Source organism: Flavobacterium sp. (genome assembly GCF_050696275.1).
Classification (GTDB): Bacteria; Bacteroidota; Bacteroidia; order Flavobacteriales; family Flavobacteriaceae; genus Flavobacterium.
Genome location: NZ_JBOGUT010000003.1, coordinates 81,492 through 107,547 on the forward strand (window position 1 = coordinate 81,492; position 26,056 = coordinate 107,547).

The following is a 26,056-nucleotide window of genomic DNA, read 5'->3' on the forward strand; positions in this document are numbered from 1 at the left end:
TATGTCAAAAAACAGTGAACAGGAAGCCTTTAGAGATAGTATTGGAACTTTGGATGAACAGGGAAAAAGAAAATTTATTTTCCCTAAAAAACCTAAAGGAAAGTTCTATGACTATCGTAAGTTAGTGAGTTATTTTCTACTTGCTGTTTTACTTGCGAATCCTTTTATAAAGGTAAATGGCAACCAGTTCATGATGTTTAATGTGCTTGAAAGAAGATTCAATATTTTCGGTTTTCCTTTCTGGCCACAAGATTTTTACATTTTTGTAATGGTTATGATTACAATGGTGGTTTTTGTTATTTTATTCACAGTAGTTTTTGGAAGGATATTTTGTGGCTGGATTTGCCCTCAGACGATTTTCCTCGAAATGGTTTTTCGACGTATAGAGTATTGGATTGATGGTGATCGTGGTGCTCAGATTAGACTTAACAAACAACTTTGGGATGGTGAAAAAATTAGAAAACGATTATTGAAATGGTTTTTGTTTTTTGTTATTTCTTTTTTGATTGCTAATGTTTTTCTAGCTTATGTAATAGGGAGTGACTCATTATGGCTTATGATTGAAGAAGGTCCGCTGGAGCAATCTGGAAATTTCATTGCGCTGCTTATTTTTACAGGAGTTTTTTATTTTGTATTTGTTTGGTTTCGAGAACAGGTTTGCATTATTGTTTGTCCTTATGGTCGTTTACAAGGTGTTCTCTTAGATAACAAATCGATTAATGTTGCGTATGATTTTGTACGTGGAGAAAAAGAAGTTGGTCGCGCCAAATTTAACAAGAAAGAAGATAGGTCAGCTTTGGGAAAAGGGGATTGTATTGATTGTATGCAATGTGTTCATGTTTGTCCGATGGGCATTGACATTCGGAATGGAACACAACTTGAATGTACGAATTGTACAGCCTGCATTGATGAATGTGATACCATTATGGAAAGTGTGGGTTTGCCGAAAGGACTTATTCGATATGCTTCTGAAGACGAAATAGAGAAAAAAGAACCTTTTTATTTCACTGCAAGAATGAAAGGTTACACTGCTGTATTACTCATTCTGATGGGTATTCTTACTGGCTTATTGTTTTTAAGAAATGATGTGGAAGCGGATATTTTGCGTTTGCCTGGGCAGTTATTTCAGCACAAAGGAGAGAATATTAGTAATATTTATACCTATAAAGTGGTCAACAAAACGGTTCATGATTTTAACAATATCCATTTTACACTGATTTCACAAAAAGGGAATGTTAGGATTGTAGGTAAGGATTATTTTACTGTTCCAAAGCAAGGAATTTCACAAGGAACTATGTTCATCGAAATTAACCAGCACTTACTGAGTAGTGACAAAACTAAAATTAAAATAGGAGTTTATGAAGGCTCTCGCCTCATTGAAACAAGAAAAACAAACTTTTTAGGACCTAGAACCTTTAACTAAATTATGAAATCGCTATTAACAACAGGTTTGTTTCAAATAAACACCGATAAATAAAAAGCGATAACATATATGACTATTAACAAATAATTTCTACATATATGAAAATTAATTGGGGAACTTCAATTGTGATTGCATTTGTACTCTTTATGAGTTTCATCCTTTATTTTGTATTTAAGGTGCAAAGCGATTCTAAGTATAATAATGAACTTGTAGTAGAAGAATATTACAAACATGATGCACATTTTAGTGATGAATTTGCTAAAATTCAAAATGCACAAGATTTAAAAGAAAAACCAATAATATCCAATACTATTGAAGGAGTAACAATTGTTTTTCCTAAAACTTTTGTGCCTAAAGAAATTAAAGGTAAAGTGTCCCTTTATCGTCCGTCTGCTAAGCACCTGGATTTTGAATGTCCAATTCAATTATCCGGATCCAAGCTGCTCGTACCTAAAGCTGATTTTGCAGACGGCAACTGGGACATGACTATTTCTTGGAGTTATCAAGGAAAGGAATATATTATGCAACAAAAATTATATATCCAATGATGTTGCTTTCTGCTCTTTTACTTGGATTAATCAGTAGCCTACATTGCATAGGTATGTGTGGTCCAATTGCCATGATGCTTCCCGTAGCAAAGAACAATCCTGAGAAAAAAGCACTTCAGATTTTAACCTATCACGCTGGAAGATTATTAGCTTACGGGAGTATTGGTTTGCTTTTTGGATTAATTGGACGAGGATTTTATTTGGCAGGAATACAACAACAGCTTTCAATTTTTGCGGGAATAGCCATGATTATAATGGTATTACTCCCGATAAATATTTTTGCCAAATATAATTTTTCAAAACCAATATATAAATTGGTTTCAACTATAAAAAATAGCTTAGGTCAACAGTTTTCCAAAGGTTCTTTTAAGTCCATATTAAGTATTGGCATACTGAATGGTTTTTTGCCCTGTGGAATGGTTTATGCAGCTGTTTTCGGTGCTTTGGCTATGCCAAAATTATATCTTTCTGTTTTGTATATGGTATTATTTGGAGTTGGTACTATTCCGTTAATGAGTGGTGTGGTTTATCTTCAACAATTGTTGGTTATGCCGGTACGAAATAAAATTCAAAAAATAATCCCATATGCAATAGCTTGCATTGGGATTTTGTTTATTGTACGAGGATTGGGCTTAAATATACCATGCCTTTCACCTTCGAATATTTCCTTATTTGTAACAGCAGCTCCTAATTGTCATTAAGATTATCTTTTTTAGTTTCTTTCATTTTTTGAAGCCACAAAAAAAGGGACTGAATTACTGTTATTACAAATACTGTTAGAATAGCAAAATAATAAGAACTAAAAAATTGGCTAAAATAAGAGCCGATAAAAAGATAAGTAGCTCCAATACAAAGTTTTAACCATATCATTTCGGCATTTGACCAACAGGTTTTTCTTTTAAAAAAATTCATCATAGTATTAAATTAAGAATTTATTAAATAGTCATAGAGAATAGCTGCATTTCAGGAATCTGACGTTTCATCCTTAGATCGAAAGCCATGCAGATATTGCGAATAAATGCTTTTCCAGCAGTAGTAACTGTAATTCCGGAATCATTAATTATAAGCAAGCCGTCTTTTTTCATTTCCTGTAGTTGTGACACCACTTCTGGAATCTCCTGAAAGAATAAATCTTGATCTTCCCATTTAGTTTCAAAATTACACATCAGGTTTAAAATATGCTGACGAATAACTAGATCTTCTGAAGTAAGTATATGCCCTTTTGTTAAAGGTAATTTGTTCCACTCTAGGATTTGATAATAATCTTCAAGATTTTTGACGTTTTGTGCAAAACCATACCAACTGTCACCAATGGATGAAACCCCTAAACCTATCATTATTTTAGTTTTTGAAGAACTATATCCCATGAAATTACGATGTAAATTGCCATTTACTGTTGCAAGATATAATGAATCTGATAGTAAAGCAAAATGATCCATGCCAATTTCATGATACCCGTTGAGTTGTAATAATTTTTTTCCAATTTCATAAAGTATTCTTTTTTCGTCATCTTTTGGAATGTCTTCTTCTTTAAAACCTCTCTGTCCATTGCCTTTAATCCAGGGCACATGTGCATAACTGTAAAAAGCAATTCGGTCGGGATGCAATGTTTTAGTTTTCTCTATAGTATCTACAATATCTTCTACCCGTTGAAATGGTAACCCAAAAATTAGATCATGTCCAATTGAAGTGTAACCAATATCTCTTGCCCACATTGTAACTTTCGCAACTTCGCTAAGTGATTGAATTCGGTTAATTGCATGTTGGACTTTTTGGGAATAATCCTGCACTCCAAAACTCACTCTTCTAAATCCTAAATTATATAATTTTTCTAAATGACCACGGGTAGTATTGTTAGGATGACCTTCGAAACTCATTTCGCAATTTTCGGTTTTCCTAGAATATGAAAAAATTCCATTGATCAAATCTTCAAGGTTTTTTTCTGAAAAAAATGTTGGTGTTCCACCACCTAGATGAATTTCAGCAATTAATGGTTTTTCTTTAAGTAGGCTACAATAAAGACTCCATTCTTTTAAAAGGCCTTGAATGTATGGATGTTCAACGGAATGATTTTTGGTAATCCGCTTGTGGCAACCGCAAAAAGTACACATACTTTCACAAAATGGTAAATGAATATAAAGACTAATGCCTTCGCCTTTACTTTCTGTATATGCTTTGACAAAGGTATTTTCCCATTCTTGGTAATGGAAATTTTCGTCCCAATAAGGTACAGTGGGATAACTAGTATATCTTGGTCCTGGCACATTGTATTTTTGTAAGAGCGATTTTCTCATGTTTTTTGTTTCTAATGTAAAATTAGCCATGGCTTTGTTATGTTACCATGACAATTATCATGTTCTAGAAGTTTTATATATTGGTTAGTATGTAGATTCATATCTTCACGAAGATTTTTTAAGAATTATCGAGTTTAAAAAAGATGTTACATTTACTACTTGTTTCTTTCAATATAATTTTCTAAAGTTGTATTTATTGAGATTATATTTTGTTTGAATTGCTTTTTGAATTTTTCGTTTTTTGGCTGTATGTATTCATTATAGTTTTTAATTTCTGTTGAAAATTCACTATTACGTTTTAAACGGGCTGTTTTTATTTTTAAAAGTTTAGATCTGCTAGTATTGTAAATTTTTTGTAATTCGGTTTTTTCAGATTCGTTTGCTGTTTCGATTTTAACTTGAATACTTGCAATATTGGTTTCTGTGATACTGATTAATTTTTGCGATTGTTTGAAAAATAGTTCCCAATTCTCAATAGCCATTTCTTTCGTTACATGGTCATTTTTGCCATACGTTACTTCCATTACGTTTTCATCATAAGCTTCTTCATCATCCTTTGCACATGTATTTACTATTAAAAAAAAGGAGTAGAAGACTAGTGATATAATATGTTGTGAAATTTTCATAATTTGATATTTCTATTTTATGATATATTGCAATTTATTATGCGAATTCAATGAATTTTATATTGGTATCACCTATTAATTCGTGATATAGTCTTTCAATATTTTCCTGATGATCAGGATGTGCAATATTGACCAAAGCTTTAACACGTTGTTTGAGAGTTTTGCCATATAAATCGGCAATACCATATTCTGTAACAATATATTGAGCGTGTGAGCGTGTGGTAACTACTCCTGCACCTTGTTTTAAAAATGGAACAATACGACTTTCACCATTGCGAGTAGTAGAAGGTAGCGCAATAATTGCTTTTCCACCGTCACTAAGTGCAGCACCTCGGATAAAATCCATTTGACCACCAACACCAGAATACATTCGGGCGCCTATTGAATCAGCACATACTTGTCCAGTAAGGTCAACTTCAATAGCTGAATTAATAGCTATCATTTTTGGATTTTGTCTGATAATAGCGGTATCGTTTACATAAGATGATTCACGCATTTCAATAAATGGATTATTGTCGACAAAATCATATAATCTTCTAGATCCTATAAGAAAGGTTGCTAATACTTTACCATTACTCACTCCTTTGTATTTACAATTGATAACACCACTTTCAATTAAATCGATAACACCATCTGAAAACATTTCGGTGTGCAATCCTAAATCTTTATGATTAGTCAGATTTGCCAATGCTGCGTTTGGTATAGAACCTATACCCATTTGCAGTGTACTTTTGTCATCGATTAGTGATGCAATATATTTTCCAATTTTATTTTCGATAGCAGAAGGGTTTTTCATCTGTTGTTCAAAAATTGGAACATCAACATCAACTAGATAATCTATTTCAGAAATATGAATTATACCATCACCAAATGTTCGAGGCATTTGAGGGTTAACCTGTGCAATAACAACTTTAGAATTCTGAATAGCAGCGAGTGTAGCTTCAACAGAAACACCAAGTGAACAATAACCATGAATGTCAGGAGGAGAGACATGAATTAATGTATAGTCAAGTGCAATTATTTTTTTTCTAAAAAGATTGGGTAATTCACTTAAGAATACTGGCGTATAAGAACCATTACCCGTTTGAAGTGTGTGTCGTACATTTTTACCAATAAAAAAGGAATTTACATGAAAAGCATAGGACATTGAAGGGTGAGCATAAGGTGCTTCACCTTCGGTGTGTAAATGACAAATTTCTACGTTTCTAAGGTCTGAAACTCTATTACTTAAAGCTTTTGTTAATTGTGAAGGTGCAGCCGCAGCCGCTTGTACGTATACGCGGCTATTTGATCGTATTATTTTTACTGCTTCTTCAGCTGAATTACAATGTATCATATCAAATATTTTTTACAAAGCTAGAGAGTAGTTATTTTGTAAAATATGATATTAATCATGTTAGTTTTCTTTAGGTGAAAATATTTATTTTTATGAACTTTTTATAAAAGGTTGTTGGATAAGTTTTTGTTTTAACACTAACTGAACTGTATAATATACAGGTCGTAAGTACAGTGTTTGTAAAGCTTAAGAAGATTTAGCGATGCCCTTTTTTTCGTGATTTGAAAGGGCATCGATTTTGCATCCTAAGTTTTAAGATTGAATGAATATTTTGAAGGTATCAGAAAAGCAAAAACCCAGTAAATCATAAGATTTACTGGGTTTTGAGATTGATTGGTTTTACAATCGTGGGGAGAGCAGGATTCGAACCTGCGAAGTTCACACAGCAGATTTACAGTCTGCCCTCGTTGGCCGCTTGAGTATCTCCCCCTAAGCGGTTGCAAATATAAAATTGTTTTTTGGCTTTGCAAACAAAAAATAAAGAATATTTTAAGGTTTTTTGTAACTGTTTGGTTGTAAACAAAATAAAAAATCTCCTGTTAAAGGAGATTTTTTATTTATGTATGATATGGAAAATTATTTAGCTAATAATTCGGCAATTTTAGCTTTTAGCTCAGCGCCGTGAAGGTCTTTAGCAATAATTTTTCCGCTTGCATCAAGTAAGAATGTGGCAGGAATACTTTTGATACCATATTTAACAGCAATTGGATCTTCCCAGAATTTCAAGTTTGAAACCTGTGTCCATGTCAATTTATCTTTAGCAATAGCTTCTTTCCATTTGTCAGCTTCACCTTCTCTGTCTAGAGAAACGCCGATGATGTTAAGGCCTTTTGCATGGAATTCGTTATATAAGGCAACTACATTTGGGTTTTCCTGACGACAAGGAGCACACCATGAAGCCCAAAAATCGATAACAGTAACTTTTCCTAAAGATTCTTTTAATGATACTGTTTTTCCTTCTGGAGTTTTAGCAGAAAAATCCGGAGCCGGTTTACCAACTTCAACTGATTTTGAATCATCAAGTTTAGTTTGGATACGTTTTCCCGGTTTCGTATTTTTTACTTCAGAATCAAGAGCGTCGTAGTATTTTTTTATTTTATCTAATTTAGGCTGCATTTCATTAAACATACCTTCAATTAATAAAACAGATAAGAAAGATTTTGGACTTGTTTCAACATATTTATAGTTGTAATTCACAAAATCTTCTTGGAATTTAGCGTATTCTTTGCTTAATTTATTCATTACAACAGTGTCCATTTTTTGTTGGGCTTGTTGCATTACCGGTCCGTTTTGTTGTTGAAATGCCATCATTCTTTTTTGAATTTTAGACATTTCAGCGTTGTATTTATTTAACTCTTCATTGTTATAAGTTCCGCTAAGTTTTGGGCTTGAAACACTGTCTTTATTGATAACAGCTTTGATGTCTCCTTTTTCAACAACAACAATAAATCCACCTTGAGTACCATCAAAACGGATACTGTGAATTTCAGGTTCATCTGCTTTGCCTTCAAAAGTAAATTTACCTTTTTCAACTTTTACTGTATCAACAGGAACAACTCCTTTTTCAGGATCTTGTTTTTCAAGGTAAACACGTGTTCCATCACTTAAACCATTAATTTCTCCGGAAATTTCATATCCATTCCCGCCACATGATAATAATAGTCCGGAAAATGCAATTACAAGTATTTTTTTCATCTTTTTAAATTATTTGGATACAAAAATAGATTTTTTATTTATTCTTTTATTCTTAAATGGACACAAAATGTGTTATTTTGTTGTTAATTATAAAGAATAATTTTACAAACCACAAGATATGTCAAAAGCGTTTAAACCACATCCAAAATCGTTTAAAAATACATTCTGCGTTTTTAGGGAAGTTGATTTAAGTGAAATTGAAAATAAAAAGCCTGATTTTACAAGCGATTCCAACAGTCATTATTTTTATACAGAATTGGGAATGTATCGGTTAGCAAATCATTGGGGAAGGTTAGCTAACAGTAAATGGCGCTTGGTTTCGGAAATGGATTCAGGATCTAAAGTGAAGCTGGGTTATGCGAATTGGACTGAATTTTACCCTGATAATGACATCGAAAAATTATACTATTTAGAAGCAGATTTTGTAAATAATACAATCCAATACCAACACAAAAACAATCCTGAATACGACAAGAAAGCTATTTTGTTTGATACTTCGGAAACCAGAAAAAGGCTCAAACAAGCCAGAAATATTTTAACTTTGACCAATTGGGTCAATTATTTTGAAAGCGAGGACATAAATCAGTTGAGGAAAATAATAGTCAATGAGCTAATTTATAGCAGAAAGACTTTGGAAGAAATAAAACGAAACATACAATGAGCAGAAACAATGAGAAAAATATCAAAAAGCACAATGACAAACTGCACAAGGCGCAAAACAAAGCTAAAAAAGCGAAGTTAGATCGGGCGGCTCAACTAAAAGCCATTATAAAAAAATACAACGAAGAAAATCCTGATAAATAATCTTCGTTGTACAATTGGTTATTTCATCATTTTGCTTTGACACACAAAATCGGTTCTGGAAATGCCGGTTTTTGCAATGGCATTAAAACCACCTTCTACTTCAGTGAAGTTTCTGTAGCCTCTTGCCTGAAGTATTGACGCCGCTATCATACTACGATATCCGCCAGCGCAGTGAATGTAAAAATGCTCCTGCGGATTAATATCTTTTATCCAGTCATTAATAACTGCCAGAGGTTTGTTATAGGCTTCTTCCACATGTTCAGCAGAATATTCGCTTTCTTTTCGGATATCGATAACAGTATGCTCAGGAATAACCACTTCGCTGGCAAATTCTTCGGCAGTAATACGTTTTACTGTATCGATTTCTTTGCCTGAATTTTTCCAGGTTTCAAAACCGCCGTCTAAATGCCCGATGACATTATCAAAACCAACACGGCTTAAACGCGTAATGCTTTCTTCTTCTTTCCCTTTTTCTGTAACCAGTAATAGAGGAGTAGCTACATTAGCAATTAAGGCACCAACCCAAGGAGCAAAATCCCCGGCAATGCCAATATTGATGGATTGTGGAATGTATCCTTTGCAGAAATCGCCACTTGTACGGGTATCCAGAATCAAAGCGCCGGTTTCTTCAGCAGCTACTTCAAATTCGGTTACAGATAAAGACCGCATTCCATTGTTAAGTATTTTTTCGAAACTTTGATAACCGGATTTATTCATAGCAACGTTCATTCCAAAATAAGCAGGAGGTGGCGCTAATCCGTCAAGAACTTCGGTTATAAATTCCGCTTCGGTCATATCAGCACGAAGAGCGTAGTTTTTTTGTTTTTGTTCACCAATAGTCGAAACGGTTTCTTTACTCATATTTTTACCGCAAGCACTGCCAGCACCATGTGCAGGATATACAATTACATCGTCAGACAAGGTCATGATCTTTGTTCGCAACGAATGAAATAAAATAGCGGCTAATTGCTCCTGAGTCATTGTAGCCGATTTTTGAGCTAAGTCAGGTCTTCCTACATCACCAATAAACAAGGTGTCACCTGAGAAAATAGCATGGTCTTTTCCATTTTCGTCAATCAGAAGATAAGTAGAACTTTCTAATGTATGGCCGGGAGTGTGTAGGACTTGTATTTTTATTTTACCGATTTCAAAAACTTGATTGTCAGTTGCAATAATGGTTTCGAATGCAGGATTTGCAGTTGGACCATATACGATAGGAGCATTTGTTTTTTTGCTCAAATCCAAATGTCCTGAAACGAAATCAGCATGGAAATGAGTCTCAAAAATATATTTCAGTTTTACATGATCTCTTTCCAATCGCTCCAAATAAGGCTGGATTTCACGCAACGGGTCAATAATTGCTGCTTCTCCATCAGAAGTGATATAGTAGGCACCCTGTGCAAGACATCCGGTATAAATTTGTTCTATATGCATTGTTATTGTTTCTTTTTGATAACACAAAAGTAGGATATATATTTTATTTTGGTTCTTAAAATTTAGATAACAATTGCAGTAGCTGAATTATTTTTAAAGATTAAAAAATTGTATTTTGACATTGCGTCTGTCATTTGAATTATTTTGTTAAATTTGAGGAAACAGCCACTTCTTATGATAGAAAAAAACGAACACCGTAATACTATATTTTCCCATTTAGACGGACTTGTAACTGCTCCTGTAGCTTATGCACTGCATAAAAACGGAGTTTTGAATACTTTATTAACTGCAGATAAAATCAGTTTAACAACGTTGGTTGAAAAGCACAAAGTCAATGAAGGTTACCTCAACGTAGCTTTACGAGCACTCGCTTCACAAGGATTTATTGATTATAAGTTAAGCAATGAGACAGATGAAATTAGTATCAGTATCAATGCTAAGAGTGCTTATGCTTTTTCTCTTTTTCCATTTTATAAAGATGTGGTTGCACTTTTAGAACAGACTGATTTATTTACTTCGGTACATATTGCGACAAAATCACTGAATCAGCTGGAAGCCGTTTTTAAGAAATATAAGAGTCGCTTTGGAATCGTTGCCTCGGATGATGCGGAAGAAAAAGCACTGCAAGAGCAAGTCCTGATGCATATTGAAGGCTATTTAGTCGGGCCGATTATTGTAAGTTTGGGAATGACAGGAATGTTTCATAAGTATTTTATGGAAACGTCTTTTCGTCCTGAAGAATTTCATAAAGAACCCGAAGTATTTAAAATCATACTTGATTTTTTCACACATCTTAACTGGTTTACCGAAAAAAACGGCAATTATCAATTTACAGAAACCGGGCTGTTTTTCGCCAAAAGGGCTACAGCTTATGGTGTAACGGTTTCTTATTTGCCTATGTTCAAGCATTTGGATGAAATGTTATTCGGAAATGCTTCGCTGTTACGAAATATTGGAGTAAATGATGAAGAACTTCATGTTAACAGGGAAATGAACGTATGGGGAAGTGGAGGAGCACATACCACTTATTTTAAAGTAATTGATGAAATTATCATCGAACTGTTCAATAAACCCATACAAGAACAACCGAAAGGTATTCTAGACATGGGTTGTGGAAACGGTGCTTTCTTACAGCATATTTTTGAAGTTATAGAACGACAAACACTGCGGGGCAAGATGTTCGATGAATATCCTTTATTTTTAGTGGGAGCCGATTATAATCAGGCAGCACTTAAAGTAACCAGAGCCAATTTAATCAAATCCGATATTTGGGCGAAAGTAATCTGGGGAGATATTGGCAGACCTGATTTACTGGCTCAAGACCTGCAGGAAAATTATAATATTGATTTAAAAGACTTGTTGAATGTAAGAACTTTTCTGGATCACAACCGTATTTGGTCTGAACCAGAAGTAAAAACGGCAAACAGAATCAGTACCTCAACAGGGGCTTTTGCACACAGAGGGAAACGGATAGCAAATAGCGATGTAGAGGATAATTTGTTGGAGCATTTCAATAAATGGGCTCCTTTTGTGCATAAATTCGGTTTGCTTATTATTGAATTGCATACGATTGCACCAGAGCTTACTGCAGTTCATTTAGGGAAAACGGCTGCTACGGCTTATGATGCTACACATGGTTTCTCAGACCAGTATATCGTAGAAATTGATGTGCTGAATAAAATAGCAGCTGAAGCAGGTTTAAAACCAGATTACTCGTATTTTAAAAAGTTTCCTAATACTGATTATGCCACTGTAAGTGTTAATCTGTTGAAAGGATAAATTTTGCTTTTTTAACGCTTAAATCCTGAAATCCTTATGCATTGGAATCAAAATTAGAACTGATCGAAACTAAAAAGGAACAACTCAATGCTCATGTATGTGTGTACAGAGACCTTGGAGGAGGTTGGAGATAGTATTTTTATCTGAAAAGCCAGTCTATTACTGACCGGCTTTTTATTTTATTACATATTCTATGGCGCTTATTTTCTCAGATTAGCATCAATTAAAGCCTGAATTTGATTCCAGTCGTACATCTGAAAAGTCATACCGTTGCTCATGGCTACAAACATACCATTAGGGAAACGGTTTCCTAGTGAAATATTTGTTACATCGGCACCATCACACTCAATGGTCGATGTTGGGATTTCTGCCAATAGAGGGTATTCGTTCGGGTTGCCGTTATGTCCTTCTCTTGGATATACCATAAAAGTATTTGCCTGTTGGTTAGAGACTAAGATATAACCAGTTGTTGCTGTTTTTTTGTAAATAGCAATTCCTTCGTGGTCTTCTTTAAAATCTGTTTGACCAAAGAAAGCGATTTCCGTATTGTTGTTTGCTTCAGGATCTGCCCAATATTTTTTTATACCCATTTGTTCGTCACAATAGTAAACAAAGCCTAATTCGTTATCTACTGCAATAGCTTCAATTTCTTTTTTACCGCTAAAACTGCCGAACTTACGCACTACGGTAGCGTTCACAAAACCTTTACCTGAATCAGAAAGTTTGTACTGCCATAAATAAGCACCTGAAGTTCCTGTTTTTCTTCCAACGATGGCAAAAACAGCATGATCAGAGGGACGGGTGTACAAAGCAATCCCCATTGGATCGCGTTCTGTTTCCCCTTCAAAAACAGCAATACCGCCATTATCTATAGGCTTTAAATCAGGCAAAGAAAAAACCCTTATTTTATTGGTTTCCCGTTCGGTTGTAACAGCTATATCCATTTTGGAACCATTAATAAGCAGCCCATAAGCGATATCGACATTATTGGGTCTTAGCAGCTTTTCAGAACGACCAACGATTTTACCGTTTGTATCGTAAGCATATAATCCGCCATCGGAATCTTTATCGGTACCAATAATCAGACTTTTTGAAGCATCTGAGGGATGGATCCAGATAGCAGGATCATCCGTATCGTGTGGTGTGGGCTGTGTAGTAACTGTCGGTTTAATAGCATCCTGACGTACGGGAGCCAGTTGTCTTCCTTTGCATGAAAATAGTAGAAAACCAAGGAAGAGCAGTAATGTCTTTTGCATTGTATGTATGTTTTTTTGCATTGTTGTGATGATTAGAAGTCTAATTTAAGACCAAGATTATACCTTGCCTGATAATACTCCAGCTGTTTTGTACGGGAAGTAATCCCTTGATAATAACGCAAAGGCTGGTTAGTGATATTGTTGGCTTCAGCAAATATCCTGATATTTTTGGTAATTTTATACGAAGCATTCATATCCAGAAAGAATTGTTTATCGTAATAACTATCATTAAAATCATCAGAACCTAATTCGTCCAGATAGTCAGATGTGAAATTAGCCGATGCTCTGGCCGAGAATTTACTATTTTCCCAAGAAAGAGAGCCATTTAGCATATGAGGAGCTGTTCCGGGTAATACTACATCTTTTCTTTCGTTACCGTCTTCGTCAGCAATTCCTTTCGCTTTGGATTGCGTGTAAGTATAGTTGGCATATACGCCAAAACCTTTTAAAAATGCTGTAGGAAGAAAGTCCAATTGCCTTTGAAAAGCTACCTCAAAACCATATACATTTACTTTATCTCCGTTTCTGGATTGGATAAAACTCCAGTTCTCTCCAGTTGGAATAGGGTTGGCTTGCGTAGGGAAGTCCTGTGCGAAGTCAGCAGTAGTGTATTGATTGTTACTATATGTATAAATAAAATCGTCTAATTCTTTGTAGAAGAAACCAGCAGAGAACAAACCTACCGATTTAAAGTAATTCTCTCCCATCAGATCAAAATTGTAAGAGTAAGTAGCTTTCAATTCCGGATTTCCTGCTTCTATTTCGGCATCTTCGGCGATGTTATTGATATACGGAGCCAGTGCATAGTAGTCCGGACGAGCCAATGCAGTAGTCAATGCGGCACGAAATACTAAATCTTTATTTGCATCGTATTTGAATGAAAGGCTAGGTAAAATGTTAGTATAAGAATTGGAAGTATTGATCGTTCCTTCCAGTTCTTCTTCATCTAAAACCCTGTTTCCTGTGTACTCAATAGCAGTGTGCTCTACACGAGCACCCACTATCATGGAAAGCTTGCTGTTGAAATCCTGATCCCAGCGCAGGTAACCTGCATATATATTCTCTTTGGCTTTATAGTTAACCGCTAAGTACTCTGACGGATCCAGTTCACCTTCAAATAGAGCAGGGTTGTTAAGGTCTAAACTTCCAACATAAGAAGCAGAAGCAAACAAGCCAGGTACATATTGACTTCCGGGGTTAAAGCCGTTACCTCCATAATAAGAAGTAGGCACATCAGCAAGAGTAAGGTCATTTAGTGACTCATAAGAATAGAAAATATTCTCTCTGGATTTGTCTTTAATACGCATGCGAAGGCCGGTTCTCAAGCGTCCTTTCTCACCATTAACAGCAGAAAAAGGAAAACGGATATTGATTTTGGCACCCAGTTCGCTTTCATGTGTATTATCTGTATTTTCAGTTAAAGAAGCCAATTCCGATTCTGAAGCATCTTCACCGGCAGGTACAATAAAAGGTTTACGGGGATTGCTGAGGTCCTGAGAGAAGATAACGTCTTCCTGTTCAAATTCGATATAACGCTCGTTGGGCGCATATTCTTTCGCAGTAGCATAGTTTACAGACCAGTCTAAGTCCAGTTTCGCACTTAATAAATGCTCGCCACGCAAAGCATAATTCTGCACACGCTGTTCCTCAAGGCGGCTGTCTTTGTTTCGGTTATTGCCGATACCACCTTTGTTCTGGCGTACCACACTTCCTGTAAAACCAGTGATTATTTCTCCTGTGTATTCAGGTTCCATACCATCGTAAACAGCACCAAAACGATTCTCTCTATCGTCTCTCCAATTGTAAATAGCATTGGCAAAAAGGATATTGTTGTCATTGAATTTATAATCCAAAGCAGCAGAGAAACTGCGACGGATTCGTTGGATATCGTATCTTCTGATTTCAGCATCTTCTACATACACGTTAGTAAAGTCGTCCTTTACCCAAGAAGCTTCAATATTATCGGAGCCATAATTGTTAACATTGTAAGAACCGCTCAATACCATTCCGAAGTTGCTTTTCAGGTAGCGGTTTCCATAGACAAGACCACCTGTATAGTTTCCTTTTTCTCGGATAGGGCCGTAACCACCAGCCAAAGTAGCTGAAATCCTTTCGGTATTCGGAGTAGCACGAGTAACCAAATTCACCGAACCACCAATAGCATCCGCATCCATATCCGGAGTCAGGGTTTTGTTTACCTGAATGGTCGCAATCATATCAGAAGGAATAAGGTCCATTTGCACATTTCGATTGTCACCTTCGGCAGAAGGAATACGATCTCCATTTAAAGTAACGGAGTTTAAAGAAGGAGCCAAACCACGGATAATGATATTACGTGCTTCGCCCTGATCGTTTTGCATGGTAATTCCAGGAACCCTTTTTAAAGCATCTCCTATATTGGCATCGGGGAAGCGGCCTACCTGATCTGAAGAAATAACATTAGTAATATTTCGGTTGTTCTTTTGCTGGTTGATTGCTCTTGCCTGTCCTTTTAAAGAAGCACCGGTAACAACCACTTCTTTGAGGTCTTCGGTTTGTGTAGTTAAAGCAATGTTAGCAATAGTATTTTTGCCTTCCGATATAGTGATTTCCTGTGTTTTTGATTGGTAACCAATGTATTGTACTTCCATTTGATAGGTTCCGGCCGGTACGTTCAGGAACTGATAATCCCCGGTATAATCCGATACAGTGTAGCGGTTGTTGGAATTCAGCAAACGGACAATGGCTCCGGGTAATGAAATCTTCCCTTCCACATCGGTAATCTTTCCTGATATAATCCCTTTCTTCTGAGCATAAGCTGAGGGCATCAGGGTGCAAATTAAAAACAAAAAGAATAGTTTTTTCATAAGTTAAAGATGTTGTTTAAGCCGGCAAACCTATGACTGTAACATAAAATGAGCGTTAAGAACACATTACTAATAGATTGTTTTTGCATTGTATCCTAATAATTGCTGTAATTGTCATAAAACCAGTAGATTGTTGTTGCTTTTTGGCCAAAAAAGAAGGTGCAGAAAAGGGTCTGATATTATAAAAAGGTTACTTTTATATTGTGTTATTTGTGAAGAGAGATGTGGTAAGCACTATAAGATTATCTATTTTTGTCTCATGACACAAGAAAAGAATAACACCTTGGAAAAATGCCATTGCGGTTCCCAAAAACCATTTGAAGATTGTTGCCAGCCCTTGATTTCAGGGAAGGAAAAAGCCCCTACAGCAGAAGCATTAATGCGTTCCCGTTACTCAGCGTATTGTGTTCAGGATGCCGATTATCTTATAGCAACGACGCATGCTTCGGTTAGAAAAGACCATGACAAGAAGGAAACACTTGCTTTTGCTTCCGAAAACCATTGGGTAAAACTCGAAATCGTTACAGCCTCAGCAACCATTGTGGAGTTTAAAGCCTATTATTTAAATAGTAAGCTGGCACCAATGGTCCATCATGAGAAATCTGCATTTAAGAAAGAAGGTGAGAATTGGTACTATGTGGACGGGGAATGGTATTGATTAGAATAGACTTCCCTGTACAAATACCGATGAGGTATTGCCATTGAATGTAAAAGCCTCCGTTACTTCAAACTGTTTTCTTTCCGGGTTGAATTCCCGCAGTACCACACTATCGCATAAAAATGAAAAGTCAGCAGGAGGGAAGAACCCATCGGCTACAGCCAGCTTCTCCGGAGATAACCGCCTTGCTATAGACATGTGCGGGTCACTGCTTTTGAACTTGGATGGTGCTTTTAAACCGTCATTAATGTGCTTCATAATGACTTTCAGATCCTTTTTAGATTCTTCATCCGGCGCGAGAAAGAAGGCGCCATTGTTAGGATAATTGCCATAAGAAGTAAAAGAAACCTGAGTAGGGTGCAGGCTGTCACATAGTTGGGTCAGCTGTTTTTTAATTCTTAACAGATCAGCATCCGAAGCCTCAAACTCATTGAGTGTGATGTGGGCGAGGGAGTTCTTGCTGTTGAACCATCCTATTTTTGCTGCCAATTGTTCTTTCATCAATTTAACCGAAGCAATAATTTCTTCAGAAGGCTGTATGGCGATGGAATAAAGTGATTTCATTGCAACAAGTAATGGTTTTTGTTATGGTAGTTGGAATACGCTCCCAAAAATAAAGAAATTAGTTCGGATACGACTGTTCGCTTCGGAACTTTCAATAGGTACAACAATTAAACAGTACTACTCATTGAAGTGACGAGGTACCCTTGTGACGATTTCGGAAATGACACGAAATTCTGGCTTGGCCTTTGTTGCTGCTTTTGTATTATTAATCTATTAAAATATAAAAAGATGGCAAAAGTTAGCTGGATCATTAAGATCGAAGGAACAGTAGAAGGTTTGACGTTCTACAAAATAGACGGGGTAAGTTATGTGCGTAAAAAAGGGGACATCTCTAAAGAGCGAATTGGCAGCGAACCCAATTTTGTACGTACGAGGGAAAATAATTTAGAGTTTGGGCACAGCGGTACCAGTGGGAAAGCGTTGCGAAATGCATTGGGAAGTATGGTGCTTAAAGCGAAGGACAGTAAGCTTACCAGCAGGCTGATGGGTGTGATGCTACAGGTTAAAAATACGGATGCGGTTTCGCTGAGAGGGTCGGGGAGAGTGAGTGTTGGTCTTGAGACAGCAGAAGGAAAACAGGTATTGCGCGGTTTTGATTTTAATGCCAATGCGCATCTGAACGGCGTACTTTTTGCTCCTTACTCATTGAATATGAATACTGGGGTTGTCAGTCTGACGAATTTTATTCCATCAGAACAGGTGCATTTTCTAGAGGGTGCGACGCATGTGAGCTTTCAGAGTGCCATACTGGTATTGGATTTTGACACCAAAGATTCAGAGATTGCGTACAGCCCTATAGTGAACAAACCGCTGAACCTGACTCTAACAAGCGTTACGCTGACGCCGGCGAATATACCTGCCGGAAGCGGACAGCAGTTTTTCCTGCTGCTGATTTCGTTCTATCAGCAAGTGAACGGGGTACAGTATTCTTTGAAGAATGAGGAATATAACGTGTTAAATATCTTAGAGGTGGTGTAGGTTGTTTGTTTTCTGCTTTTTGATTTTTTTGAAACCCTGTGCTGTTGAGTATGGGGTTTTTGTTTTTTTGTGGTGGGGGAATTGGGGATGGATTATCGCTGCAGTAAGGTTGCTTCTCTACGTTGCGTTTGCAATGACAACCCTACTGTGTTGCACTCATAATGAAATAGTTAAATATCTCTAAAGCAAAATTCAATCCATCAAAAAAAGATACATTCTCAACTTAAACCAAAGTTGATGAAGAAAAAACTACTATTTGCATTATTGTTAGTGTCTTTTTATGGTAACGCACAAACTGGCCCAGATAGTGATTTTACAGATATTAACAATAGCATTACATTGATTTTAGTAGTTTTGTACATTGGAAAGCTTTTCCACATTAGGGCTTTCTAAAAAAATGACGACTTAAAAATTATCGAGATGCCCTACGATATTGAAAATTTGAAACTTTTTTGCCTGGAAGGTGTTGCAGATATTGATGCAAGCCATCATAGCCCCATTTTACCAGCCTTAGAATCCTTGGCCCTGCAACAAAGAATTACAAGTATTTATAAAACCTGTGACACTATCGAAGGACTGGAAGAAAGTTTGAGTGCGTTGTTGTACGGAGATAATAATTTCAGTGATTATAGTATCATTTACCTAGTCTTTGGAGGTAAAGAAAATAGTATTATTTTAAACCATTATTACTACAGCCTTGAAGAAATTGCCGAAGTTTTTGAAGGAAAGCTAAAAGGAAAAATATTGCATTTTGCCAATACCATGAACTTAGAATTGAGCGAAGATGCCGCGCAGTATTTTATAGATGTAACAGGAGCGAGGGCAGTTTCAGGTTACAGTCAGTCCGTTCCTATTTTGAGTACGGTGCTGGATTGTGTCTTTTTTGATTTGTGCCAAGAGCATGATGATGTGGTTGATATCGTAGAGGAATTGTACCAGAAACAATATGCGCTGTCTAAAACGTTAGGATTTACATTGTACTATTGAGTAATTCCCGTTGCCCTCGAGAACTTCAGGCAACGGAAACTGGGATTTAGTTGGTCCCCTGTATGGCATCCTTTAAAATAGGAATGCTAATACTGCTGTCATTATGCCATTTGATTTCTAATGGTATGGCTGCATCTTTCATTGTTTCTTCGCTTACCGCTTTCCCGGTACCGTAATTGACTTCCCAATTCGGGTTTTTATTGACTCCAAGCACAATGACTATTGAACTTCCTTTCTGCAATTGTTTGGAAATAATAAAAGTATTATGCAATGTAATAGTTTCTGTTTTGTTGGGTTTCAGTAATTGTCTTTTGGATCGGTCTTTGGTATAACTTGCTCTTTGCAGGTTATTGGTTAAAGCAAAATAATGCCCGTCCGGAGTTTTTTCATACAATTGAATCACAATATCCAGATCTTTTTTATTGCTGCTTACCTTGAGTGAAGCCGACAATGAACCGCTAATGGTAAGGGGAGCTGTTATTGGTTTGCTTTCAAAAACCAGCATTTGTTTTTCAGGGTTTAAACTCTCATGGTTTATGGCAGTAAAACCACATAAGTTACTGTCTGAATAGATATTGATTTCGCTGCGGTCTTTAAAATCGACGGTTTGTGCAATGCTGCCTGTCTTTTTGGGTGCTATTTGGAGTAAAGCAGGTTTTTGGTTTTCCGTGCCCAAATAGAAAGTCAATTGCTGGTTGTGCATTTGATCCAGAGCAGGTACATGTTTCCATTCGTTTGTTCCCATAACCTGAAAGTTTACTTTGTCTTTCAGTATTTCAGGACGTTTCGCTTCTTTTAAAATATGATCAAACCATTCGAAAACGACATCGGTAATAGAAATGTTTGCCTTTTCATCAATCGTATGGCCTCCCAATTGGCTGCTTGGGTGTCCTTGTGCCCCTCCATGGTCGTATGGACCGATAAGCAGGTAGTAATTATCACTTTTATTCCATTTCTGATATTGTTTGTAATAATACATCGCGCCTAACTGGTCGTCGTCATAATATCCTGTTGTGGTAAGTATCGGTATATTGATTTGTCCGAACGCTTCCTTTTGCGGAGTCATATTTTGCCAATAGGCATCATAATCCGGATGATCCAGCCATCGCTGAAACAATACTGAAGGTTTACCTTCAATACGGTCTAGCGAGCGAAAAGCACTGCCTTTTTTGAAATATTCCGTAAAAATAGCATCCCACTTGCTGCTATTTCCAAAGGCATCTCTATCGATTAATTTATTGTTGGCTACAAAATGAATCCATCGCAGAGCATAACTCATAAAAACGCCGTTTTGCATTGGAAAATCGATACCTGCGCCCACAGACACCTGAGGAACAATGGTTTTTAGGGCCGGATGTACTTTTTTGACAGTACTCCATTGGCTAAAGCCTAAATAACTACCGCCGTACATTCCTATTTTGCCATTGCACCAAGTTTGTTTGCTTACCCAATCGATGATATGATAGGCATCGTCGCCATCGTGTTCGTAAGGTTCAATAGGATCATTACTCAGCCGCTTTCCTCGGGTATTGGCAATAAAACCTACATAACCTCTGTTGGCTATTTCTTTGCATAATCGCAGTTCGATACTTGCATAAATATTGTACATCATCACAACAGGCTGCGGTTCGGTTATTGTCCTGTTTCGTACCATGGTACCAGCTATAGTACTACCGTTAGGAAGTGTGATGATAATATTGTTGTCAATGATGTATTTCTCCTTTTCATAGGCATCCAATATTTTTTTGCCCAAAGAAAGAGTAGCAGAAGAAAAAGTATAAAAAGCATAACTTCTGCATAAGGTAATAGCATCTTCAATAGCGATACTGTCACTGGCTTGGGCAGTTTTGACCTGAAGTTCGAACCCAGCTTTGATATCTGCCAGTGAGCCAGTATAAAAGCTGTCTGCAGCAGGTTGGTCCTCTTTAGGCAATTGCTTGTATAAGCTGTGGAATACCGTATTGAACGTTGATTCAAATTCCGATTTGGTTTTCGGCTTTCGGGCTATAGTATTGGCGTGTACTTTATATCCGAAACCAAGGTATTTATTTTTGGTACTGTCACCCAAAATTTCCCGTCCGAAAGCGTTCAGTGTAGCCTGCATGTCATTATACTTTTGGGCTGCAAACTGGATTCTAAATATGTTGTCCAGATAAACGGACCGGTCTTTTTCTTTATAGGCAGTGATGATTTTATCAGCCAGGACAGGCAAATTTTTTGCTATAGTAATACTGTCTGTATAATTGGTTTTAGGAAAATACAATTTTTGTGCATTGCCTATCAAAAAGCAAAAAAAGCATAATAGCAGGAAGATTCTCTTGTTCATATTTGGGATTTGTAAGAGTGTTATTATTCTATATTTCAAAAATAGTAATAAAGTTCTTACAGTGTATGAAAATAATAGGACAATGTTGAGAATTGCATCGCCTATATTTTAGGATAAACACGAAACATATGGTTACGGAAAACAGGCTTTTACCTGTAAAAAAAATTAATTGATATGATAAGTATCTAAAAACTCCTGCTGATTTTGGCTTCCGGAACTTGGAATCGGCAGCTGTATTTGTGAAGGCAGCGAAGCCAATTGATAATGGATATCCGTGTTGGTGTGAACTACTCCAATATTTTTGGCATAGTATTGAGTTGAAATAATTACATCCTGAGCAGGTAAAATGGTCACTGGTATTGAGATTGGAAGGCCAGGAGCTTGATAAATTGTAGTTATTTTTAAGTTTAAAGTAACGCTTATTGATTTCACATCCGGATATACATCCGTATTTGGAGAAGTAAAGCTGGCAAGTGTACCAATTGCTTTTGAGGTCAGGGAATAGTCAAAGGTTAAAGGATATCCCTGGACAGTTTGCTGAAAAGAACCGGTAGTTGTACCCAGAATTTCATTTGGTGCGGCACTTTCTTTAAAAGCAATAAAATCAGAGAGGGTAATGTTTAACGGAAACTGATCGGTAAAGTTCAGACCCAGTTTTCCTGAAACTAATAATTGGTCTCCGGACTTTCGTACTCCGTTTTTGGAAAGCGAATTGGAATAAAATCCTAGTGGCTGGTTTTTGGTTTTGAATTTCTTATAAATAAGAGCATTGATTACCGTATCATTTGAAATATAAAGAGAATCCCTGCCGGAAGGAGTTCCTTCGATATCATAGGTCCAAAAATTTCCTGTATTCGACGGATAATAAAGCGTAGCGGGAAGGTCGGAAGAATCATCTCCCGAACTGTCTGAAGAACAAGAGATAAAAAATACACTCAAAAGCAGGAATAGGCAATTTGTTTTCATTTTAGGAAATTGTGAAAATATTTGGTGGTGCGAATATACTAAAAATCATAAAATTCTTATATTTTTAGTTAAAATAATGAAAATGAAAATAAAATCCACGGCTTAACGGTGTGTTATTCTTAAAAAATTTTTACAAAACAAAGGCTTAGCTGTTTTCCATTATAAGAAGGAGCTATAAATGAGGTTGATTTTGACTCTTTTCCACCAAATAAAGTACGGTTTACGTAAGGATAAATCCAATAGGCTATTTTAGTACTCATAATACCTATTCCGGCACCGGCAGCAACGTCTGTCAGCCAATGTCTGTTATTGTACATCCGAAATAAGCCCGTTCCGGTGGCTACCGCATAGCCGGCAATGCCATACCATATCGATTTGTCTTTGTATTCCTGATATAGAAACTCGGCACCGGCAAAAGCAGCTGCAGTATGTCCTGAGGGAAAAGAATTGTTTGAAGTTCCGTCAGGCCGTTCCATGTGAGTAACCGATTTCAACCCAAACACAGTACCACCCATAATAACATAAGAAGTAACAAAGATGACAGAGCGGTCTTTGAGGTTGTTTTTTCCTTCCACTCCAAAGGCATTCAGGGCATAGACGGAGGCTGCCGGAGCCCATCTAGAAAAATCATCAATAGTTGTCTTCTGGTCTATATCGGTTATTTTATCTCGGATCTGATGGTTGAAATTTTTGATTTGCCCGCTTTCCATACCCCAAAAACCATAACCAATGAGCACGGCAGGAATTACTACCTGTTTGTAGTTAAATTTAATGTTTTGCAGTGTATCTACAGCAATACTATCTCTGTCTTTGATTTCCTGAGCGAAACAAGTGAAGGGAACGGAATATAAAAATACCAGTAAAATAATTTTTCTCATGCAGTAATTTTTGGGATTACTATTAAACTAAGGTAAATAATAGCATGCAATGTAGTTAAATGTAATTATATTTTAATCAGATAACAAGATTATCAAGTTGTAATAATAGAAAAAGACGCCTCAAAGCGTCTTTTTCTATTATTTATTTTCTTCAATCTATTTCTTAACTCCATTCTTTTTCTCAAAAATGCCGTTAAGGAATCCTTTTTTTATTTTTTCCTTATCGTCTTTTCCAGTGGCTACCAAATGGTCTATATACTCCATATAAGTCTTGTTGCGTTCTTCCAGAAAACCGATAAGATATTCTTCAGCAGCAGACATACCACTCACTTCTTCTATATGCAGCAGTTTCTTATAAATAGGCTCGATAAACTTCACAACAATTTCTTCAGACACTGATTTTCTTGTTCCGAAGTATCCGGCAATTTCACCATCAGTATCGGCAATGATTTTAAAATCGGTAATGACCCAATAGTATCTGCCTGTTTTAGACATGTTTTTGATGATAGCATGGATGTTTTTATTAGCTTTAATACTATCCCATAAAAACTTAAAAATTACTTTTGGCATATCAGGGTGCCGTATGATATTGTGTGGTTGCCCAATTAGCTCAAACTCGTCATAACCCGACACGTCAATAAAATCTTCATTAGCATATAAAATCGTTCCTTTTGTGTCTGTTTTACTTAGCAGTACTTTGTTTTTATTCCAATCAACTTCCCTGTCAGAAGGGTTTGGGCGTGTAGTTCGTATTTCCATAAAATAGTTATTTTAAAATTAATTTGTAGCTTTTTAATAATGGTAACAAAAACCGTTTCTGATGCCATTGTATTTTCAAAAAGCACCGGAAGATTTTCTTTCCGAATAATTATGAAACCCTGTCGACTGATTTACCGTGAATATCATTTACCAGAACGTCAATCTTTTTCGTATTTTCCTTAATCAGGTCAAAATAGCCAAGGAGGACTTCATTATCCGTTTGTTCTTTGGAAACATCGATAAGATTCAATACGGAATTGACTGGAAACCTTAAATCCTGAGCTGTTTTGTGAACAAAATTATTGAACTCATTTGTGGCTGACAGCGAACTGTATTTTGCAGAAGCCAGTTTGATATTTTCCAATTCATATTCATCGGATATTTTAGAAATATGAACTTCACTGTGTTCTTTAAAATAGTAAGACCAATAGCCATTCATAATAAACACAACTGCCGCCAGTACAACGTGGACAAGGAATGTTTCCAAATCAAAATTAACCTGTGAAAAATAGACTTGAGGACCGTTTGGATCATTATAGACATAGTTTTGTAAGTAAGCCAATCCTCCGTGATGAGCTACTACCAAAAGCGTAAGCGGTACTTGTAGTTTCCAGTTCTGGTAAATAATCAGGATGGTACTGGCAATAAATACGGTAAAGTGCATTTCGAACATACCATGCATCTGATAAATATATTGAGCCATAAATACCGCCAGGATCACGGCGAGAATATATTGGTAAAGTTTTGATTTCTTGAGAAAGAATTTTGCAGAATAATAAGCGATCAGATTCAGGGCTCCAACTCCAATTCCAATTTCCCATGTATCGTATTTGAAGGCTAAAGCTACTCCAAGGAGGAAATAAGCCGCAAGAACGTAGTTGATAATATTGTCTGATTTTTGTGTCATGGTTGACATAAAATTGTGAAGGTAATCTTGTTCATTCAAACTTGCTTTTGTTTTCATAGTATTAGATTAAGGTTAGGTTTTATTTGTTGCATTTTGGTAATGAGCACCCATAACTTCGCAGTGCTAAAGCATCAAACGAAGGATTGTTATTCCGGTGTATCAGAGAGTCGATAGCCATTTGTGCAAAATTGGTGCTGGCATCCGTACAATACCTGGTTTTGTTATAGTTTCCCCGATAATATAATTTTTGTGAAGCATCAAGGAGAACCGCCTGCGGAGTAGAAAAAACACCACACTTTTCGGCAATAGCCTCATCAAAGAAAACAGGAATATCCGCATTGAATTTTTGCTGGATTTCTGCTACTGTAAAATTTTTCTCCTTATTGAGAACTACAATATTGAAATTGATTCTATCTCCATATTTTTTAATCAATTCGCTTACGTGAGGCACATTAAAACGGGAACAAGGACAATCTGGGTTGAAAAAGTGAATGAAGATCGGTTTGCTTTTTTCTGAAATCTTTTCTGTTAAATCTATCAGCGTTCCCATAGCAATATCATGATGATTTTTAGGAATCGGAGTAGGCAGGCTGTATTTGTATTCATTCTCCCAAAACAAAACGGATATGGCGGCGAATATAATGGTTAGCCACAAGCCAAGAAGTATTTTTTTTCCCATAATTTGATTGTTTTTTGGTTTAAACTCAAGCAATACGATACGATTGGTTGTTTTTTATAAAAAAATAATTTTAACTATAAGAATACATAATAGTTATTTTTTTAAACTTTTAAATAAATAATGTCAAAACAATTTTGTTAAAAAAATTCTTATAATTTACTTAATCAATGTTACGAATAAAATCGATAAAATGCAAGATAAAACCTACGAAATACGTTAAAAAATATTTTTTAAGAATTTATCTGATTTTATAAGACTGTAATAATTGGAATTGTTCGGGCTTCGAATTCACTTTTTTAAAAAATAAATTAGA

23 protein-coding genes and 1 tRNA gene are annotated in these 26,056 nt (G+C 36.2%); 9 read left to right on the plus strand and 15 right to left on the minus strand.

All coding sequences use genetic code 11. From position 1 onward, the window contains the following. The first annotated feature begins 1 nt into the window (after nt 1). The 3 genes from ccoG to ACRDEC_RS02825 all read left to right on the plus strand — a co-directional run bounded on the left by ccoG (nt 2) and on the right by ACRDEC_RS02825 (nt 2,672). The gene (gene ccoG / locus ACRDEC_RS02815) at nt 2-1,423 is read left to right on the plus strand and encodes a cytochrome c oxidase accessory protein CcoG (protein ID WP_431496812.1); all 1,422 of its coding nucleotides are present in this window, start codon (nt 2-4) and stop codon (nt 1,421-1,423) included. Nucleotides 1,424-1,521: 98 nt separating this feature from the next. After that, a complete protein-coding gene (locus ACRDEC_RS02820; RefSeq protein WP_431496813.1) occupies nt 1,522-1,971 on the plus strand; it encodes a FixH family protein in 450 nt (149 codons plus the stop codon). Beyond that, nucleotides 1,971-2,672: a sulfite exporter TauE/SafE family protein gene (locus tag ACRDEC_RS02825; protein ID WP_431496927.1), complete on the plus strand. Its 702-nt coding sequence runs from the start codon at nt 1,971-1,973 to the stop codon at nt 2,670-2,672. Before ACRDEC_RS02820 ends, ACRDEC_RS02825 begins: the two co-directional genes overlap by 1 nt. A 234-nt stretch (nt 2,673-2,906) precedes the next feature. Here the strand turns inward: ACRDEC_RS02825 and hemN are convergent, their stop codons facing one another. The 5 genes from hemN to ACRDEC_RS02850 form a co-directional block, all read right to left on the minus strand. After that, nucleotides 2,907-4,265 (minus strand): oxygen-independent coproporphyrinogen III oxidase, encoded by a 1,359-nt coding sequence (gene hemN / locus ACRDEC_RS02830; RefSeq protein WP_431496928.1) that lies wholly within the window; start codon nt 4,263-4,265, stop codon nt 2,907-2,909. A 155-nt stretch (nt 4,266-4,420) separates the two neighbouring features. Further along, nucleotides 4,421-4,891 carry a hypothetical protein gene (locus tag ACRDEC_RS02835; protein ID WP_431496814.1) on the minus strand — a complete coding sequence of 157 codons (471 nt, stop codon included), beginning with the start codon at nt 4,889-4,891 and terminating at the stop codon, nt 4,421-4,423. 37 nt (nt 4,892-4,928) lie between these two features. Then, the gene (locus tag ACRDEC_RS02840) at nt 4,929-6,227 is read right to left on the minus strand and encodes an acetyl-CoA hydrolase/transferase family protein (RefSeq protein ID WP_431496815.1); all 1,299 of its coding nucleotides are present in this window, start codon (nt 6,225-6,227) and stop codon (nt 4,929-4,931) included. 348 nt (nt 6,228-6,575) lie between these two features. Further along, nucleotides 6,576-6,656: transfer RNA gene (locus ACRDEC_RS02845), tRNA-Tyr, on the minus strand. Between the two features lie 147 nt (nt 6,657-6,803). Beyond that, nucleotides 6,804-7,922, minus strand: coding sequence for a redoxin domain-containing protein (locus tag ACRDEC_RS02850; protein ID WP_431496816.1), 1,119 nt, complete (start codon nt 7,920-7,922; stop codon nt 6,804-6,806). Between the two features lie 118 nt (nt 7,923-8,040). Between ACRDEC_RS02850 and ACRDEC_RS02855 the strand changes: the two genes are divergently transcribed. Beyond that, complete coding sequence (locus ACRDEC_RS02855; RefSeq protein WP_431496817.1) at nt 8,041-8,583, plus strand: hypothetical protein; 543 nt, start codon at nt 8,041-8,043, stop codon at nt 8,581-8,583. Further along, nucleotides 8,580-8,726, plus strand: a complete 147-nt coding sequence (locus tag ACRDEC_RS02860) for a hypothetical protein (RefSeq protein WP_431496818.1) — start codon at nt 8,580-8,582, stop codon at nt 8,724-8,726. Before ACRDEC_RS02855 ends, ACRDEC_RS02860 begins: the two co-directional genes overlap by 4 nt. Before the next feature lie 18 nt (nt 8,727-8,744). Here ACRDEC_RS02860 and ACRDEC_RS02865 read toward each other — a convergent pair whose 3' ends face one another. Continuing rightward, nucleotides 8,745-10,160: an MBL fold metallo-hydrolase gene (locus ACRDEC_RS02865; protein WP_431496819.1), complete on the minus strand. Its 1,416-nt coding sequence runs from the start codon at nt 10,158-10,160 to the stop codon at nt 8,745-8,747. Nucleotides 10,161-10,334: 174 nt separating this feature from the next. Between ACRDEC_RS02865 and ACRDEC_RS02870 the strand changes: the two genes are divergently transcribed. Beyond that, nucleotides 10,335-11,939: a class I SAM-dependent methyltransferase gene (locus tag ACRDEC_RS02870; protein WP_431496820.1), complete on the plus strand. Its 1,605-nt coding sequence runs from the start codon at nt 10,335-10,337 to the stop codon at nt 11,937-11,939. 200 nt (nt 11,940-12,139) lie between these two features. Here the strand turns inward: ACRDEC_RS02870 and ACRDEC_RS02875 are convergent, their stop codons facing one another. Further along, on the minus strand, nt 12,140-13,195 hold the full coding sequence (locus tag ACRDEC_RS02875) for a phytase (protein WP_431496821.1): 1,056 nt from the start codon (nt 13,193-13,195) through the stop codon (nt 12,140-12,142). 32 nt (nt 13,196-13,227) lie between these two features. Then, entirely contained in the window at nt 13,228-16,041 is a 2,814-nt protein-coding gene (locus ACRDEC_RS02880; RefSeq protein ID WP_431496822.1) for a TonB-dependent receptor, read from the minus strand. 259 nt (nt 16,042-16,300) lie between these two features. On the opposite strand from ACRDEC_RS02880, the gene ACRDEC_RS02885 reads away from it, so the two are divergent. Beyond that, the gene (locus ACRDEC_RS02885; RefSeq protein ID WP_431496823.1) at nt 16,301-16,699 is read left to right on the plus strand and encodes a YchJ family protein; all 399 of its coding nucleotides are present in this window, start codon (nt 16,301-16,303) and stop codon (nt 16,697-16,699) included. On the opposite strand, the gene ACRDEC_RS02890 is transcribed toward ACRDEC_RS02885, so the two are convergent. Next, nucleotides 16,700-17,263: a 2'-5' RNA ligase family protein gene (locus tag ACRDEC_RS02890; protein ID WP_431496824.1), complete on the minus strand. Its 564-nt coding sequence runs from the start codon at nt 17,261-17,263 to the stop codon at nt 16,700-16,702. It lies immediately after the preceding gene. A gap of 228 nt (nt 17,264-17,491) precedes the next feature. Here ACRDEC_RS02890 and ACRDEC_RS02895 point away from each other — a divergent pair, with 228 nt between their 5' ends. Beyond that, entirely contained in the window at nt 17,492-18,241 is a 750-nt protein-coding gene (locus ACRDEC_RS02895; RefSeq protein WP_431496825.1) for a hypothetical protein, read from the plus strand. A 420-nt stretch (nt 18,242-18,661) separates the two neighbouring features. Then, nucleotides 18,662-19,228: a DUF6642 family protein gene (locus tag ACRDEC_RS02900; protein ID WP_431496826.1), complete on the plus strand. Its 567-nt coding sequence runs from the start codon at nt 18,662-18,664 to the stop codon at nt 19,226-19,228. Between the two features lie 46 nt (nt 19,229-19,274). On the opposite strand, the gene ACRDEC_RS02905 is transcribed toward ACRDEC_RS02900, so the two are convergent. The 6 genes from ACRDEC_RS02905 to ACRDEC_RS02930 all read right to left on the minus strand — a co-directional run bounded on the left by ACRDEC_RS02905 (nt 19,275) and on the right by ACRDEC_RS02930 (nt 25,743). After that, nucleotides 19,275-21,554 (minus strand): CocE/NonD family hydrolase, encoded by a 2,280-nt coding sequence (locus ACRDEC_RS02905; RefSeq protein ID WP_431496827.1) that lies wholly within the window; start codon nt 21,552-21,554, stop codon nt 19,275-19,277. Nucleotides 21,555-21,719: 165 nt separating this feature from the next. Next, nucleotides 21,720-22,520, minus strand: a complete 801-nt coding sequence (locus ACRDEC_RS02910; RefSeq protein WP_431496828.1) for a hypothetical protein — start codon at nt 22,518-22,520, stop codon at nt 21,720-21,722. Between the two features lie 119 nt (nt 22,521-22,639). Then, nucleotides 22,640-23,398 carry a phosphatase PAP2 family protein gene (locus tag ACRDEC_RS02915; protein WP_431496829.1) on the minus strand — a complete coding sequence of 253 codons (759 nt, stop codon included), beginning with the start codon at nt 23,396-23,398 and terminating at the stop codon, nt 22,640-22,642. 156 nt (nt 23,399-23,554) lie between these two features. Further along, the gene (locus tag ACRDEC_RS02920) at nt 23,555-24,157 is read right to left on the minus strand and encodes a PAS domain-containing protein (RefSeq protein WP_431496830.1); all 603 of its coding nucleotides are present in this window, start codon (nt 24,155-24,157) and stop codon (nt 23,555-23,557) included. 109 nt (nt 24,158-24,266) lie between these two features. After that, nucleotides 24,267-25,121 carry a hypothetical protein gene (locus ACRDEC_RS02925; protein WP_431496831.1) on the minus strand — a complete coding sequence of 285 codons (855 nt, stop codon included), beginning with the start codon at nt 25,119-25,121 and terminating at the stop codon, nt 24,267-24,269. A 22-nt stretch (nt 25,122-25,143) separates the two neighbouring features. After that, nucleotides 25,144-25,743, minus strand: coding sequence for a TlpA family protein disulfide reductase (locus ACRDEC_RS02930; protein WP_431496832.1), 600 nt, complete (start codon nt 25,741-25,743; stop codon nt 25,144-25,146). Nucleotides 25,744-26,056: the final 313 nt, after the last annotated feature.

Coding starts and splice junctions, on each gene's coding strand:
- ACRDEC_RS02870 (WP_431496820.1), top strand. CDS start 10,335: ATGATAGAAAAAAACGAACACCGTAATACTATATTTTCCCATTTAGAC.
- ACRDEC_RS02865 (WP_431496819.1), bottom strand. CDS start 10,160: ATGCATATAGAACAAATTTATACCGGATGTCTTGCACAGGGTGCCTAC.
- ACRDEC_RS02905 (WP_431496827.1), bottom strand. CDS start 21,554: ATGAACAAGAGAATCTTCCTGCTATTATGCTTTTTTTGCTTTTTGATA.
- ACRDEC_RS02910 (WP_431496828.1), bottom strand. CDS start 22,520: ATGAAAACAAATTGCCTATTCCTGCTTTTGAGTGTATTTTTTATCTCT.
- ACRDEC_RS02885 (WP_431496823.1), top strand. CDS start 16,301: ATGACACAAGAAAAGAATAACACCTTGGAAAAATGCCATTGCGGTTCC.
- ACRDEC_RS02820 (WP_431496813.1), top strand. CDS start 1,522: ATGAAAATTAATTGGGGAACTTCAATTGTGATTGCATTTGTACTCTTT.
- ACRDEC_RS02890 (WP_431496824.1), bottom strand. CDS start 17,263: ATGAAATCACTTTATTCCATCGCCATACAGCCTTCTGAAGAAATTATT.
- ACRDEC_RS02930 (WP_431496832.1), bottom strand. CDS start 25,743: ATGGGAAAAAAAATACTTCTTGGCTTGTGGCTAACCATTATATTCGCC.
- ACRDEC_RS02860 (WP_431496818.1), top strand. CDS start 8,580: ATGAGCAGAAACAATGAGAAAAATATCAAAAAGCACAATGACAAACTG.
- ACRDEC_RS02920 (WP_431496830.1), bottom strand. CDS start 24,157: ATGGAAATACGAACTACACGCCCAAACCCTTCTGACAGGGAAGTTGAT.
- ACRDEC_RS02825 (WP_431496927.1), top strand. CDS start 1,971: ATGTTGCTTTCTGCTCTTTTACTTGGATTAATCAGTAGCCTACATTGC.
- ACRDEC_RS02855 (WP_431496817.1), top strand. CDS start 8,041: ATGTCAAAAGCGTTTAAACCACATCCAAAATCGTTTAAAAATACATTC.
- ACRDEC_RS02900 (WP_431496826.1), top strand. CDS start 18,662: ATGCCCTACGATATTGAAAATTTGAAACTTTTTTGCCTGGAAGGTGTT.
- ACRDEC_RS02895 (WP_431496825.1), top strand. CDS start 17,492: ATGGCAAAAGTTAGCTGGATCATTAAGATCGAAGGAACAGTAGAAGGT.
- ACRDEC_RS02840 (WP_431496815.1), bottom strand. CDS start 6,227: ATGATACATTGTAATTCAGCTGAAGAAGCAGTAAAAATAATACGATCA.
- ACRDEC_RS02835 (WP_431496814.1), bottom strand. CDS start 4,891: ATGAAAATTTCACAACATATTATATCACTAGTCTTCTACTCCTTTTTT.
- hemN (WP_431496928.1), bottom strand. CDS start 4,265: ATGAGAAAATCGCTCTTACAAAAATACAATGTGCCAGGACCAAGATAT.
- ACRDEC_RS02925 (WP_431496831.1), bottom strand. CDS start 25,121: ATGAAAACAAAAGCAAGTTTGAATGAACAAGATTACCTTCACAATTTT.
- ACRDEC_RS02880 (WP_431496822.1), bottom strand. CDS start 16,041: ATGAAAAAACTATTCTTTTTGTTTTTAATTTGCACCCTGATGCCCTCA.
- ACRDEC_RS02875 (WP_431496821.1), bottom strand. CDS start 13,195: ATGCAAAAGACATTACTGCTCTTCCTTGGTTTTCTACTATTTTCATGC.
- ACRDEC_RS02850 (WP_431496816.1), bottom strand. CDS start 7,922: ATGAAAAAAATACTTGTAATTGCATTTTCCGGACTATTATTATCATGT.
- ccoG (WP_431496812.1), top strand. CDS start 2: ATGTCAAAAAACAGTGAACAGGAAGCCTTTAGAGATAGTATTGGAACT.
- ACRDEC_RS02915 (WP_431496829.1), bottom strand. CDS start 23,398: ATGAGAAAAATTATTTTACTGGTATTTTTATATTCCGTTCCCTTCACT.